At 57.6% G+C, this 13,914-nt stretch carries 12 protein-coding genes; 3 read left to right on the plus strand and 9 right to left on the minus strand.

What is annotated here, in order from left to right:
* Nucleotides 1-49 precede the first annotated feature (49 nt).
* A complete protein-coding gene (locus CPY64_RS16345) occupies nucleotides 50-1,636 on the plus strand; it encodes a sensor domain-containing diguanylate cyclase (RefSeq protein WP_042485627.1) in 1,587 nt (528 codons plus the stop codon).
* Here CPY64_RS16345 and CPY64_RS16350 read toward each other — a convergent pair.
* The 6 genes from CPY64_RS16350 to CPY64_RS16375 all read right to left on the minus strand — a co-directional run bounded on the left by CPY64_RS16350 (nucleotide 1,633) and on the right by CPY64_RS16375 (nucleotide 8,125).
* The gene (locus CPY64_RS16350) at nucleotides 1,633-2,481 is read right to left on the minus strand and encodes a putative RNA methyltransferase (protein ID WP_042485624.1); all 849 of its coding nucleotides are present in this window, start codon (nucleotides 2,479-2,481) and stop codon (nucleotides 1,633-1,635) included. The two genes, CPY64_RS16345 and CPY64_RS16350, sit on opposite strands and share 4 nt — an antisense overlap.
* An 80-nt stretch (nucleotides 2,482-2,561) precedes the next feature.
* Nucleotides 2,562-3,365 carry an N-formylglutamate deformylase gene (gene hutG / locus CPY64_RS16355; RefSeq protein ID WP_042485621.1) on the minus strand — a complete coding sequence of 268 codons (804 nt, stop codon included), beginning with the start codon at nucleotides 3,363-3,365 and terminating at the stop codon, nucleotides 2,562-2,564.
* A gap of 29 nt (nucleotides 3,366-3,394) precedes the next feature.
* A complete protein-coding gene (locus CPY64_RS16360; RefSeq protein ID WP_026483610.1) occupies nucleotides 3,395-4,219 on the minus strand; it encodes a carbon-nitrogen hydrolase family protein in 825 nt (274 codons plus the stop codon).
* A 22-nt stretch (nucleotides 4,220-4,241) separates the two neighbouring features.
* The gene (locus CPY64_RS16365; RefSeq protein WP_042485618.1) at nucleotides 4,242-5,087 is read right to left on the minus strand and encodes a serine hydrolase; all 846 of its coding nucleotides are present in this window, start codon (nucleotides 5,085-5,087) and stop codon (nucleotides 4,242-4,244) included.
* Nucleotides 5,088-5,106: 19 nt separating this feature from the next.
* The gene (locus CPY64_RS16370) at nucleotides 5,107-6,519 is read right to left on the minus strand and encodes a hypothetical protein (protein WP_042485614.1); all 1,413 of its coding nucleotides are present in this window, start codon (nucleotides 6,517-6,519) and stop codon (nucleotides 5,107-5,109) included.
* Between the two features lie 121 nt (nucleotides 6,520-6,640).
* Entirely contained in the window at nucleotides 6,641-8,125 is a 1,485-nt protein-coding gene (locus CPY64_RS16375; RefSeq protein ID WP_042485611.1) for an N-acyl-D-amino-acid deacylase family protein, read from the minus strand.
* Nucleotides 8,126-8,231: 106 nt separating this feature from the next.
* On the opposite strand from CPY64_RS16375, the gene CPY64_RS16380 reads away from it, so the two are divergent.
* Together CPY64_RS16380 and proP are read left to right on the plus strand one after the other, a co-directional pair.
* Nucleotides 8,232-9,176: a LysR family transcriptional regulator gene (locus CPY64_RS16380; RefSeq protein ID WP_042485607.1), complete on the plus strand. Its 945-nt coding sequence runs from the start codon at nucleotides 8,232-8,234 to the stop codon at nucleotides 9,174-9,176.
* A gap of 249 nt (nucleotides 9,177-9,425) precedes the next feature.
* Nucleotides 9,426-10,958 carry a glycine betaine/L-proline transporter ProP gene (gene proP / locus CPY64_RS16385; protein ID WP_042485604.1) on the plus strand — a complete coding sequence of 511 codons (1,533 nt, stop codon included), beginning with the start codon at nucleotides 9,426-9,428 and terminating at the stop codon, nucleotides 10,956-10,958.
* A gap of 290 nt (nucleotides 10,959-11,248) precedes the next feature.
* Here proP and fabG read toward each other — a convergent pair whose 3' ends face one another.
* From fabG to ycaC, 3 genes are all read right to left on the minus strand, one after another.
* Nucleotides 11,249-11,989, minus strand: coding sequence for a 3-oxoacyl-ACP reductase FabG (gene fabG / locus CPY64_RS16390; protein ID WP_042485601.1), 741 nt, complete (start codon nucleotides 11,987-11,989; stop codon nucleotides 11,249-11,251).
* Between the two features lie 194 nt (nucleotides 11,990-12,183).
* Complete coding sequence (locus tag CPY64_RS16395; protein ID WP_042485597.1) at nucleotides 12,184-13,125, minus strand: pirin family protein; 942 nt, start codon at nucleotides 13,123-13,125, stop codon at nucleotides 12,184-12,186.
* A gap of 92 nt (nucleotides 13,126-13,217) precedes the next feature.
* Entirely contained in the window at nucleotides 13,218-13,844 is a 627-nt protein-coding gene (gene ycaC / locus CPY64_RS16400) for an isochorismate family cysteine hydrolase YcaC (RefSeq protein ID WP_042485594.1), read from the minus strand.
* Nucleotides 13,845-13,914 lie beyond the last annotated feature (70 nt).

Below are 13,914 nucleotides of genomic sequence, written 5' to 3' on the forward strand. Positions count from 1 at the left end.
CCCGTCTTTTGGTCTCATCTCCATTTTCTTCGAGCACTAGCCCATCCCCATGTTCTTTGTCGATCTGCGCCGGCTGATTCTCTTGTTGGCTACCGCCAGCAGTCTGCTGACCATGGGCTACACCTTGTATGGGGCCTATTCGGCTGAGCGCACCTTGCTGATCGAGCAGGCGCTGGAGAAAAACCGTGCCTACGCCCTGAAACTGGCCAGCAGCACTGATGCTTTCATTGCCAATTTGCAGCAGCAACTCAGCTACAGCGCCAGCGTGCTCTCCCGCTCTCTGTACCAGGGCGAGCTTTTGCTAGGCGATGAGGTCAGGCGCCTGAAAGAACAAAACAACAGTTTTAATTCAGTCCTGATCCTGAATGCCGAGGGCCGGGTTCTGGCCAATGCCCCCCACCAACTCAGCCTGATTGGCACAACGCTTCGCGGCGAAGGCACGCAACTGGCCTTGAAAACCAGAAAGCCAGTAGTCAGCCCGCCCTATCTGTCCGCAACCGGGCGCTTGCTGATCTTCTTGTCACACCCAATTTTTGATGCAGAAGGTAACTACAAGGGCCTGGTCGGTGGCTCCATTTACCTGCACGAACCCAATAGTCTGAACGCCTTGCTGGGCGAGCACTTTTACCGCGATGGCTCCTACATTTATGTGGTGGACCAGCACAAGCGGCTGATTTTTCACCGCGATGTCGCTCGCATCGGCGAAGTTATACACGGCAACCCGGCCATTGATGCCGTCAGTCAGGGCGAAAGCGACGCGCTATCCCTGCGCAACGTCAAAGGCGTGGACATGCTGGCGGGCTTTGCTCCCAGCAGCGATGTGAAATGGGGTGTGGTGGTGCAAAGCCCCACCAAAGTCGTGCTGGATGAATTAACGGTCCTCTTGGGCAAGGTTCTGCGCAATTCCATCCCCTTTTTCCTGGCCGTACAAATCCTGATCTGGATGCTGGCCATGCTGATTGCCAAACCCTTGCGACAACTGGCTCGCCAGGCTCCGCATCTGGATTCAGCCAACGCCAGCTCGCGCATCGCGCAGGTTCACGCCTGGTATTTCGAATCCCGCCAGATCAAGCTGGCCATGCTGCTGGGCCTGAAACGCGTCAACCGCAAGATTGGCGTCATGAATGTCGAGCGCAATACGGACCCTCTGACCGGCCTGAACAACCGACGCGGCATGGCGACCGTCCTGCAGCAATGGAAGGAAACGGACACGCCCTTTTCCGTGCTGACCGTGGATATAGACCACTTCAAGCGCGTCAACGACACCTACGGACACGATGTGGGCGATCTGGTGCTGAGCTTTCTGGCTGACACCATGCGAGCCTGCACCCGTGATACAGACCTGATCTGTCGTGTCGGGGGAGAGGAATTCTGTATTTTCCTGCCCGATCAGGACATAGATCAGGCGCTGCAACTGGCTGAGCGACTGCGCATTCTGATTAGCGAAACCAATAGCCCCACGGGTTCGCCGATTACGATTTCTATTGGTCTGGCGCACTGGCCCATCCATGCCCGCGACCACAGTACTGTGCTGAAACTGGCTGATGCAGCGCTTTACAAGACCAAGCGCAATGGCCGCAACCGTGTCGAGCTGTGCGACCCCATCGTCAGCGATTCGGACGTAAAAAGCGCTTAAAGACGGCGCAGGACCTTGATACGCACATCCACCTGTACCTCCAGGCTCGTCAATTGACGAGCCTGCTCCAAGCCTTGTGCACTGGCTCGAAACAAGTGGGGTGTCATCAAGAGCAGATCTGCAATTTTCTCTTGTGAGTCCAGGCTGATCTGACAACGGCTGCGCTCGGTGCTCTCCAGGCTGAAACCGACGGGCGGCTCCTGGGCCTGGTCCTTGTCGGCCTTCACGCTGGGATAAATAATGCGGCGCAATTCCAGCAAATGGTCGGTACCCGCTTCCACCTGCACCCAGATCCCGCCTGGCTTCAAGGCCCGCAGAAACTCCTCGGGCACGGCAAAACCAAACATGCACAACAAGGCATCCAAAGCGCCATCAGGCACGGGCAATTGTGCATTGCTGCCCACCAGCCAACGGATGTCCGAGGAACTGCGCGCCGCCGCCATGACGGCCCACTTGGAGATATCCAGACCAATCAAGGCCAACTGCCCATCCTGATCCTGCTGACGCAGATAACGCGGGTAATAGCCTTCGCCACAGCCCGCATCCAGACAGGCATAAGGTGCCTCCCCTTCCAGGCCATCCATCAAGGCACGCCACACGCCGGCGGCAATGGGCTCGTACACCCCCGACTCCAGATAACGGCGACGCGCCGCCACCATTTCCTTGCTGTCGCCCGGATCGCGGGAACGCTTGTTTTGTACGGGGAGCAGATTGATGTAGCCCTGACTGGCCGTATCGAAGCAATGGCCCGACGCGCAGCGCCAGCTGGGTGCCTCAAACACGAGCGGCAAACCGTCCAGGGGACAGCACAATTTCTCGAACAGGGGCGGGGAAAGATCAGACATGGAGGAATCGCTCTACGGCCACCGTGGCCAAGGCGATAGTGTAGCGCCCCGGCCTGTCTGTGCCGGGGCTCAGGATGAATTTACGACTCGGTCGCAAAGGCCAGCGCGTCGCGCAGCAAGGCCTCGATCAGCGGCTGAATGTTGCGGGCAGCCTCTTCTTTGTAATCAAAGGGCCACTGCTCTTCCATATAGCAGCACTGCGCCATTTCCAGCTGCACAGCATGGATGTTCTGCTCGGGACGTCCGTAGTGGCGGGTAATGTAACCACCTTTGAAACGGCCATTCAACACGCTGCTGTAGTCTTTGTTGGCCGAGGCCGTTTTCATCAGACTTTCGCTCAAGGCAGGATCACAACTCTGGCCATTGGCGGTCCCAAAATTCAGATCCGGCAGGCGGCCTTCAAAAAAACGCGGTACTACCGAACGAATCGAATGCGCATCCCACAAGACCACACGGCCATGCAGGGCCAGCAGGCGTGTCAGCTCTTCTTCCAGCTTCTGGTGATACGGCAGCCAGATGGTCTCGCGACGCTGGGCAACCTCACGCTCGTCCGGCTCCTGGCCGGGCTGGTAAATAGGCTCGTCGCCAAAGGTGTCCACAGGACAGAGACTGGTCACGCTTTGACCGGGATACAGGCTGGCATTGTCCGGCGGACGGTTCTGATCCACCACAAAACGCGAATACGTCGCCACCAACACGGACGCACCCAATTTCTGGGCACATTCATACAAGCGGGGAATATGCCAATCCGTATCCGGCACCTGACGCGCTGACTCCGTAAAACGCGCCAGCAAGTCCGACGGCACGTAGGTGCCCGAATGGGGCATGGAAATCAACAAGGGGGCAGTGCCCGGATAAAACTCAAAGGCAGCAGGTACGGTCATGGCAGACTCCAGTCTGTTTCAGCACACAATCAAGAAGGAATAGGATACAGATCACCCCGGCGGTGCTGCCAGGCCGGAAGTGACTCACGCATGCGCTGCACGCGTGCAGGGTCCAGATCGGCGCAAATATAGCCTGGATGATCAGGCATACAGGCCAATACGGTGCCCCATGGGTCAATAATCATGCTGCGACCCAAACACGGCATGGCAGGACCGGGACCACCGATCTGCGCGGCAGCCAGTACGTAGCACTGGTTTTCAATCGCACGGGCACGCAACAGCACTTCCCAGTGGTCACGGCCGGTATGCACATTAAAGGCAGCTGGCACTACCAGCACATTCGCGCCACGGGCACGCAAGGTACGAAACAGCTCGGCAAAGCGCATGTCGTAGCAAATGCTCAGGCCCAGATTCAAATCCCCGACCTGCACATTTTGCAGATGCTGGCCATGGCAGAAATCATCAGACTCGCGGTATTCCAGACCGTTCACCACCGCATCGTACAAATGTACTTTGCGATATTGCGCCACGATCTCGCCCTCTGGTGAAAACGTCACGCTCGTGTTGCCCAGGCGATGGTCATCCGGACGGCGCTCGTGCATGGAGCCCAGATGAATCCAGGCACCGGTGCGGCGCGCTAGGCTGGCCATGTGATCCGTCACCAGACCCGGAATAGGCGTGGCGTTTTGCTGCAACCATTCCGTATCGCCACGTACATCGCTGTACTCGGGGGTCACAATCAGTTGTGCGCCGTCTTTGGCAGCGGCCAGCACCCAATGTTCCAGCTGGTCCAGATTGGTTTGGCGGTCGCGGCCGCTATCGAGTTGAACCAGGGCAACACGTGTCGTAGACATACTTTTATCCTTTCGGACCGGCTCAATACTGCAGGGCGCGGGCCGTTTCCAAGGCCAGACGGGACAAGACACCCGCCCCCTGGCCACCGTATAGAGAGGTGCTGGTGCGGCCATCGGTAAAGCCATCGGCCATCACGGCCAGCACCACACTGCGTTCGCCCATCGTCAAGATACCGGCATCGTGACGCAAGCCGGGCAAGGAGCCGGTCTTGTGAGCCAGTTGGGCGATAGAAGGCAAAATTGCCGCAAAGTGACCTCGTTCACGCTGATCCGCCAGCATGTCCAGCCCCTGCTGACGCAGGTTCTCGGGCAAGGCAGGCGAATGCAACAGGTACAGCAAGGTCGAGCAGGCATCCTGCGCGGTCGTCCAGTTATCTTTACCGGCCTCGCGCGCCTTCATGTCCATCATGTGGCGCTGCAAATCCGTATGCTGCAAACCGGCCTGGGCGCTCCAGGCGTTGATGTTATCCATGCCCAGCAAGTCGATCAGGGCATTGGTGGCAACGTTATCGCTCAGGATAATCATCAACAGGGCCAGCTCGCGCAAGCTCAGGCTGAGCACGCCGGGCAACTGACTCAAAATACCGGTGCCGGGGGTACGGTCGCCCTCGGGCAGAGGGTAAACCGTATCCAGCGACAGCTTGCCCTGGGCCACCTGCTCCAGCAGGCACAGGAGCATGGGCGTTTTGATCAGGCTGGCCGAAGGCATGACGCGCTGCGCATGCCACTCGAACAAGGAGGTACCGTCGGTAGCGTAGACCGCCATCGAAATACGGGCGGACTCCTGGGTCAGCAAAGGCTCCAGTCGTTCTTGCAGGCGCTCACGAACCAGTGGCGCATCCAGCAACTCGCTTCCTAAGGTAAACATACAAACACTCCTTCAATACTCAGACCAGAATCAGGAACAGGCCGACGAACATCAACAAGTTGACCGCCATGACCGCCCAGCCGTTATACAACATGTACTTGAGCTGAGTGGAACGCGCCAGGCCCATCTGGCCGAACATATCTGAAGAAGGGAAAGGACCAAACCAGTCAATCTGCGAACTGCCCAGAATCACGGCAGCAGTGGCTGCAGGACCCACACCGGCGGCAGCCAGCACAGGACCAAAAATCTTGGCGGTGAAAGTCATCTGCGCCACGGCAGCACCCGGAATGTGGCCGACCACGTTAAAGGCCACAATCAGCATGCACAGCACCGCACCACTGATACCGACCAGATAGGGCTGCACCGAATCCAGCAAGGCGTGATAGGCGTTCAGTTGGTCCACCAGTACCAGCACCGGGTTGAACAGCCAGAACAGGAAGAAGATCCAGATCAGCTTGCCCGCACCGGCATACATGGCCTGCAGAATTTCGCGCGGGTTCATGCCACCGGCCAGACCGGTGGTGGCGCCCAGGGACACCATCACAATAATGGCGTAGGCAAAACCGGCTTTGGAGGCGATACCTACAGCCGCCAGACCGACGATGGTGATGCAGAACGCCCAGGCAGCGCGCACAGCCTTGGGCGAAGCCTTGGCGTTCACATCAAAAGCAGCCTGACCTTGCGAGGCTTCTTCGTACTGGAAATGATCCTTGGTCATCTTCTGAATACGACCGGACATGAACCAGCCCGTCAGCAAGGTAGCAGCGGCCATGGGCAGACCGGCGACCAGCAGGTAGTCGGTATAGCTCAGACCGGTCAGACCCGTGACGGTCACCACGTTAGGGGTGAATGGACCCAGCACCAGACCGGCGGAACCGGCGCTTTGGAACAAGGCCGCCACAGCAGGGGGAGACAGACGCACGGCAGCGGCAATGGGAATCACCACCGCAGCAATAATGGCGTTACCACCTGCCAAGGTACCCAGAGCGCCACAGATCAGGGTGGACGCCACCATGATGCCCAGACGCACACGTGTCGGATTGGACAAGCCAATACGCTTCACAATGGCTCGCACCAACTGCTCGGCAGCACCTGTACGGGCAGCCACTTCACCTACCCCGGCGCCCAGCACAATAATCAAACCCACGACTGCAATGAACGAGCCCAGGGACTCGGCCAGCAGTTTGCCCATGGCAATGGGCGTGGTGCTGGTCATGATGGCGCCCAATACAATCGCACCAATCGTGGCCAGAACAATATCCACACCCAACAAGGCGATAAGCGCAAACACCACTACCGGCGTCAAGCCCCACAGGGAGCTTTCACCCGGCATGTAAAAGTGGGTGTACAAGGCAATCGCCATGCCAATTAAAAACACCACCATGGCAGCATTGCGCTTGCCCGTTGGCATTTGTTGCTGAATGACACTCATGTCGTCTCCTTAACGATCCTTCCTGGCCAGTTATCAAAAACCGGCCTGCATGTGATGCAATCGCCCTGGCCTGGTTGACTACCCCAAATCACGGCGACTGTTTTCTTGTCCGACGCGCCGCTTATAGCGGGATAATCGGCGCATCCAGGCTTTGCGCCTGAGCGGCAAAGGCGCGATCAAGCACCTGGCCGGGCCGCTGCTCCGGGGCGACAGGGTGAACCTGCACGCCATTCACAAACACGGTCTGCACACCTTGAGACGGTAAGGTGGGCTCTTCCCAGGTGGCGCAATCTTGCACCGTTTCGGGATTAAACACCACCAGATCCGCCCAGGCGCCGACTTGCAACACGCCGCGGTTTTCCAGCCCGAAGACCGAGGCAGGCATGGCGGTCATTTTGGCAACCGCCTGCTCCAGGGACATCAGGCCATCTTCGCGTACGTACCGCCCTAAAATGCGCGTGAAACTACCCCACAAACGAGGGTGGGGATGCGCATCCGCAGGCAATCCGTCCGAGCCCACCATGCAACATGGATGGCTGAAAATGCGCTGGACTTCTTTCTCGTCCATCGCAAAATAAATCGCGCCAGCAGGCAGCAAACGCCGTGCGGCAGTTTCCCGGTCGCAGTCCCACTGCTCGGCAATCTCAGCCAGATACAGGCCATTGCACTCGGGGTGAGGCTCGGACCAGGTAATACGAATCTGGTCTATGGTGTGGGCGCGCTCGGGGATCAGGATCGTGGAGCTGCCCGAATAGGGATAAATATCCAGGGTGGCCTGCACGCCATCGGCGCGGGCCCGATCAATATTGGCCAAGGTATGGCTGCTGCGGCCCCAGTTGGCCGGCATCATGCACTTGTGGTGCGACACCAGGGTGGCGCACTGCGTCTGGCGGCCTACCGCCAGCACTTCTTCTACCGACTCCTGCACCGTGTCGCCTTCATTGCGAATATGGCTGGTGTGCAAAGAGCCCTTGGAAGCGGCAACACGGGCCAGACCTTCCAATTCGGCCGGTTGGGCCATGCAACCAGGCTCGTAAGCCAGGCCGGTACTAAAGCCCACGGCGCCTTCTTCCAAGGCCTTGACCAGCAAGGCTTCCATGGCCTTTTGCTCGTCGGCACTCGGCTGGGACAAGTGGTCCTGCATCACGGCCATGCGCAGATTCGCGTGACCGACCAAAGCTGCCACGTTGATCATGGGCTTGAGCTTGCGCACGGCTTGCACGTACTGCGCCATGTCTTCAAACAAGGGCGAATCACCCAGCAGGGCCAAAGCCGCTGCCGAGTTGCCTGGCAAAGGGGCGGGGAAGGCGCTGACACCACAATTACCGACCACAACCGTCGTAATGCCCTGGCTGGTTTTCCAGTCCAGAACAGGCCGTTCGATGAACATCAAATCATCATGGCCGTGAGTATCAATAAATCCGGGAGCCACCACATGGCCGCTGGCGTCCACCGATTGATCGGCGTGCCAGGCGCTCAGGTCGCCCAGGGCGACAATACGCCCTTCTCGAATACCCACGTCACCACGCCAACGCGGGGTGGCCAAGCCATCAATAATCCAGCCATTGCTGATCTTGACGTCCAGCCTGCGGTCGTCTGTCTGCATCTACGTCTCCACTAACCCTCCCACAAAAAGGGGAGTTGACCGCATTATCCAAAGGTATTATTAATATGAAAAATTGTTTAAGTTAATTGATTAATCAGAAAATGATATGGATAGACTTCCCAAGCACATCACGCTCAAGCACTTGAACGCGTTTGTCGCCGTGGCCCAGGAGGCCAGTTTCACCCATGCCGCACGTCGTCTTTTTCAAACACAATCCTCGGTAACGGGCCTGATCCAGCAGTTGGAAGTTGCCCTGAATACCACCTTGTTCAACCGCACCAGCCGCCGCGTATCCCTGACGCCTATTGGCCTGGAGTTCCTGCCGCGCATCACCCGCCTGCTGGCGGATTTTGATGGCGCCATCAGCGATGTCATGCGGTATGGGGAATTGAAAAGCGGGCGAGTCAGCGTGGCCGCCGCTCCGTCAGCCATTACGGATTTGATTGCACCGGCAGCCGCGAATTTCTCGCAGCAGCATCCAGCCGTACGTCTGTATTTACGGGATGACAACTCGGGACGCATTCAGCGCCAGATCGTGGCGGGGGAAATTGACTTTGGTCTGACCAGCCCCTGGGCAGATGTCCAAGGACTGGACAGTCAACCCTTGCTGGAAGACCAGTTTGGCGTGCTCTATCGCAGCGATGACAAGCTGATCAAACCGGATGCCAACAACACCGTCAGCTGGTCCGTCCTGAATGAACGCAAACTGGTGGGCGTCGTAGACGAAACCGGCATCATGGCAGTACTGCAATCGCGTCCGGATCTGCCTATCGAAGCGTCGGCTCCGTTTTACGAAGCCTCCAGCACCACCTCGCAAGCAGCGCTGGTGCAAAGTGGTCTGGCCATTGCCCTGCTGCCTGCCCTGGCCGCACAACGTGTCCTGATGCCCGGCCTGACGTTTTCCTTGCTGCAGGCCCCCACACTGGTCCGCACCCTATGCCTGATGTTCCATCAGGAGCATGATCTGACACCTGCCGCCGCCGCTCTGGTGGAAGAGGTGCGAACCTACGTGAAAAAAGCCCCTTTACCGCCTGGGTGCCGCGCTCTGTAAGCATGTGCAAATGTCGTGGGAGTCGGCCCGCGGCTCAGTAACAATAGGGACTGCAAGTCGCGCCCGGTTTTTCTCGCGACTTGGCACGGACTGCTCGACCCTTTCAATTGATAGACGAACAGCAAAGCTGGACGTAGCGCCTGCCAGCCTCGCCTGATCAGAATGCCGTCATGCCAGTGCTCCTTCTCTGGTATCGACAGCACAAGGGCGAACCTGCAGGTCATTGTCCTGCTCTCCAGGAGAAGCCATATGACGCAGTCCTCCGCGGCATCCAGCAACGCCAAGCCGCTCCACATTGACGACATTACCGTCGTAGACAACAGCAAACTCAAAAAAGCCGTGACGGCCGCTGCCTTGGGCAACGCCATGGAATGGTTTGACTTTGGTGTGTACGGTTTTGTGGCCGCCACCTTGGGGAAAGTCTTTTTCCCCGACGCATCACCCGCCGTACAAACCATTGCTGCCCTGGGTACCTTTTCGGTGCCCTTTTTGGTGCGGCCTTTGGGCGGTGTGTTCTTCGGGCTGATGGGGGACAAGTTTGGTCGTCAAAAGGTGCTGTCCCTGACCATCATCATCATGGCGATCAGCACCTTCCTGATTGGCCTGATTCCTTCCTACCTGTCCATCGGCATCTGGGCTCCCGTCTTGCTGCTGCTGTGCAAGCTGGCCCAAGGTTTTTCCGTAGGCGGTGAATACACCGGCGCTGCAGTCTTTGTGGCCGAATACGCCCCCGACCGGCAACGCGGATTCCTGGGTAGCTGGCTGGACTTTGGCTCCATCGCGGGCTTTGTTCTGGGTGCCGGTCTGGTCGTGCTGCTGCAAACCTCCCTGACCGAAGAAACCTTCCAGGATTGGGGCTGGCGCATTCCCTTCCTGATTGCCGGTCCGCTGGGTATTTTGGGCTTGTACCTGCGCCATGCCGCTGAAGAGACCCCTGCCTTTACCGAGCAGCTGGAAAAGATGGAAAAAGAGGACCGCGCCGCCCTGACAGAGCGTCCTACGGTTTCCTTTGGCGAGATCTTCTCCAAGTACCGCAAAGCCCTGCTGATTTGCATTGGCATGGTGCTGGTCACCAACATCACCTACTACATGTTGCTGACCTATATGCCCACCTATCTGTCCAGCAGCCTGGGCTATGCCGAAGAACATGGTGTCTTCATTATTGTGGTGGTGATGATAGGGATGCTGTTCGTGCAACCGGTGGTGGGTTTTGTCAGCGACAAGATAGGTCGCAAACCCTTTCTGATGGCCGGTAGTCTGGGCCTGCTGATTTTCGCGATTCCCGCCTTTCACTTTATCGGCAGCGACAGCAATGTGCAGATCTTCCTGGGGCTGCTGATTCTGGCTGTTTTGCTGAACTGCCTGACCGGAGTCATGGCCTCCACCCTGCCCGCCCTGTTCCCGACCCGGCTACGTTACAGCGCCCTGGCCGCTTCCTTTAATATCGCCATTATTGTGGCGGGTCTGACGCCTACCGTTGCGGCCTGGCTGGTGGAGCAAACCAACAACTTGCTGGTGCCTGCCTACTACCTGATGTTTGCCAGCGTCATCGGCTTGATTACCGCCTTGTTCCTGCCTGAAACGGCCAACCGCCCCTTGCGCGGCGATACGCCTACGGCCTCCAACCGCAAGGAGGCCAAGGAGTTGCTGCAGCAGGCTTATGACCACATCGAACAAAGCGTGCAGGATGTGGAAGAAGCCATTGCCAAGGCCGAGGAAGAACTGGAAGCCCTGAAGCAAAAACGCCAGCGCCTGGTGGACCGCCACCCCGAGCTGGATTAAAGGGAAGTCTGAACGCAGGCAGTGTGCGATCTAATCAATCCATGATGCCAACCGTTCACCTTCCCATCCTTTAACTCTCCACCTAAATACGAGCACATTAAAAACGGGCCTGAGCAAAACGCTCAGACCCGTTTTTTTGTCGCCGGGCCGCCCCAAGGCAAAAACTCCCCCTCGGAGGGCAGCCAGCCGAAGGCGTAGCGTGGAGGTTTTTTTGGAGCCAGTATCCTTCACTACTAAATAGAAGCTGCCAACTAAAGGCTACGAACGATTCAATCCTTGTCTACGCGGCATTAAACCGTCAAACCGCCCGACACTTCCAGCGTGGTGCCATTGATGAAGCTGGCTTCATCCGAGGCCAAAAACGCATACACATTGGCGATTTCTTCAGGCTTGCCCATGCGGCGCAGCCAGCAATGGTCACGAAAGCCTTGCAGCACTTTTTCCGGGATGGTTTTCAGAATGTCGGTCTCAATAAAACCGGGACAGACGGCATTGACGCGAATCCCTTTCGGCCCCAATTCCCTGGCCCAGGTTTTGGTAAAGCCAATCACCCCGAACTTGCTGGCCGCGTAATTGGTTTGACCATAATTACCGTACAGACCCACCACGCTGGAAGCGTTCAGAATGGAACCGCTTTCCTGCTCCAGCATCACTGCGGCCACGGCCTGGGTGAAGTTGAATACCGCTTTCAGGTTTACATCAATCACATCGTCAAACTGCTGCTCGGTCATACGGACCAGCTTGGCGTCTTTGGTGATCCCGGCATTGTTCACCAGCACATCAATGCGGCCAAACTTTTGCTTCACCTCCGCCACCATGGCATCAATCTGCGCACGGTCCGTCACATCCACGGTATAGCCCACAGCGGTAACGCCATTGCCGCTTAAAGACTGCGCTGCTTGATTGACGGCATCCGCATTGCGATCGCACAACACCACAATCGCCCCTTCCTGGGCAAACTTCCTGGCCGTTGCCAAACCAATACCCGCTGCCGATCCGGTAACAACCGCCACTTTATCTTTCAATCGCATTCCAGCTACCTTTTAAAAATCACTCAACGCTGTCGTGCAAACACAGGTTTTTACCGCACCCCAACAGGCCATGGCCCGCAAGCTCGTTCACACCAGCACACTGTTTTGTACTCCGATCACTGGCAGACCGCCAGTCAAGGTAGGCAAATTTCGTCCAAAAACAATGGCCCAAAAGGGGCCATTCAGGCATAGCATCAGGCGGTTTCCCAAGGCAAGTCAGGAGCCTGCAAAGGATCGCCATCATAGCCCTGCACCACACCAAAACGATCATGGGCTGCCCGCCAATCGCGTTGCGCCTGGGTGATGACTTCCTTGTTCTGGCCTACAAAGTTCCACCACAGAACCAGCTCATCGGTATACGGCTCTCCGCCCAGCACAATGACACGGCAGCCCACGCTTAAGTCCAGCGACAGCTGCGTCAAGCCACGGCCTACATAAGCCAGTTCATTGGTCTGAAACTGCTCATTGCCAATGCCCACAGTGCCTTGCACCACCAGAAATCCATACTCGAACTCCGGCTTCAAGTTCAACGCAACCCGACCGGCTTTGACGCTGTTCAAATCCATGCCCATCAGAGGCGAATACAACTTGCTGGGTGCCTGCCGCCCCTCGTAACTACCGGCCAGCAAGGTGAAGTCGCACTCGCCTTCACGCCAACGCGGCAAATCGGGGTGATGATCAAAAGCGGGCTCACAGGCGGCATCCTTGAAGGGCAAGGCAATCCACAACTGCACCGCATGCAGCTTGTCCTCGCCGGGCAAGGACTCTTCGGTATGGCTGATGCCCCGGCCTGCCGTCATCAAATTCACCTGACCAGGCTTGATCACTTGCACATGGCCCAGGCTGTCGCGATGTAGCACCTCGCCCTGGATCATCCAGGTAAAGGTTTGCAGACCAATGTGGGGATGCGGCCCGACACGCAGACCGGGGCCGGAAGTGAACACGGCGGGTCCGGCGTGATCCAGAAAACACCAGGCTCCCACCATACGCCGCTGCGAGGACGGCAAGATACGGCCAACAGTGATGCCCCCGCCCACTTGTGCACTGCGTGCGGGCACGCGCTGGATCTGTTTGTCACCATTTTGGTCTTCAGGACAATCAAAGGATACGGAGACTTCGGAACTGAGGGTACTCATGGGTCAAACTCCAAAAATGCATGAACAGGGGCCAGCCATCAAAACAGCAAAAAACGCTGCCCACCGAAATGGACAGCGCTGCGCCAGGGCGCTTACTTGCCAGAAGTGAACTTGGTGTGGCTGTTAATCAGGTTGCGGTAGTCAGGGATGTGGTTGGAGAACAAGGCACCCAGACCTTCCACGTCGTTACGCCAGTCGCGATGCAGTTCGCACGCCACACCAAACCAGGTCATCAATTGCGCACCGGCGGCCGACATGCGATCCCATGCGGAATGGCGAGTCAGTTCGTTAAAGGTGCCCGACGCATCGGTGACCACGAACACATCAAAGCCTTCCTCCAGAGCCGACAAGGCCGGGAAAGCCACGCACACTTCAGTCACCACACCCGCAATAATCAGCTGCTTCTTGCCAGTGGCCTTGATGGCTTTGACGAAGTCTTCGTTATCCCAGGCGTTGATCTGACCAGGACGAGCGATGTAAGGCGCATCGGGGAAGGTTTCTTTCAGCTCGGGGACCAGAGGACCGTTAGGGCCTTCCTCAAAGCTGGTCGTCAAAATAGTAGGCAAGTTGAAGTACTTGGCCAGATCAGCCAGAGCCAGCACATTGTTCTTGAACTTGTCGGGATCAATATCACGAACCAGAGACAGCAGCCCGGTTTGGTGATCTACCAGAAGTACAACGGCTTGGTCTTTATCAAGACGTTTGTAAGGCGTAGTCATCTCAGTTTTCCTTAACGATGATTGAAAGGGATGGGTGCAGGCACTGCACCCGGCACTGCACCCGGCACTG

It is taken from the genome of Alcaligenes faecalis, from assembly GCF_002443155.1.
Classification (GTDB): Bacteria; Pseudomonadota; Gammaproteobacteria; order Burkholderiales; family Burkholderiaceae_B; genus Alcaligenes; species Alcaligenes faecalis.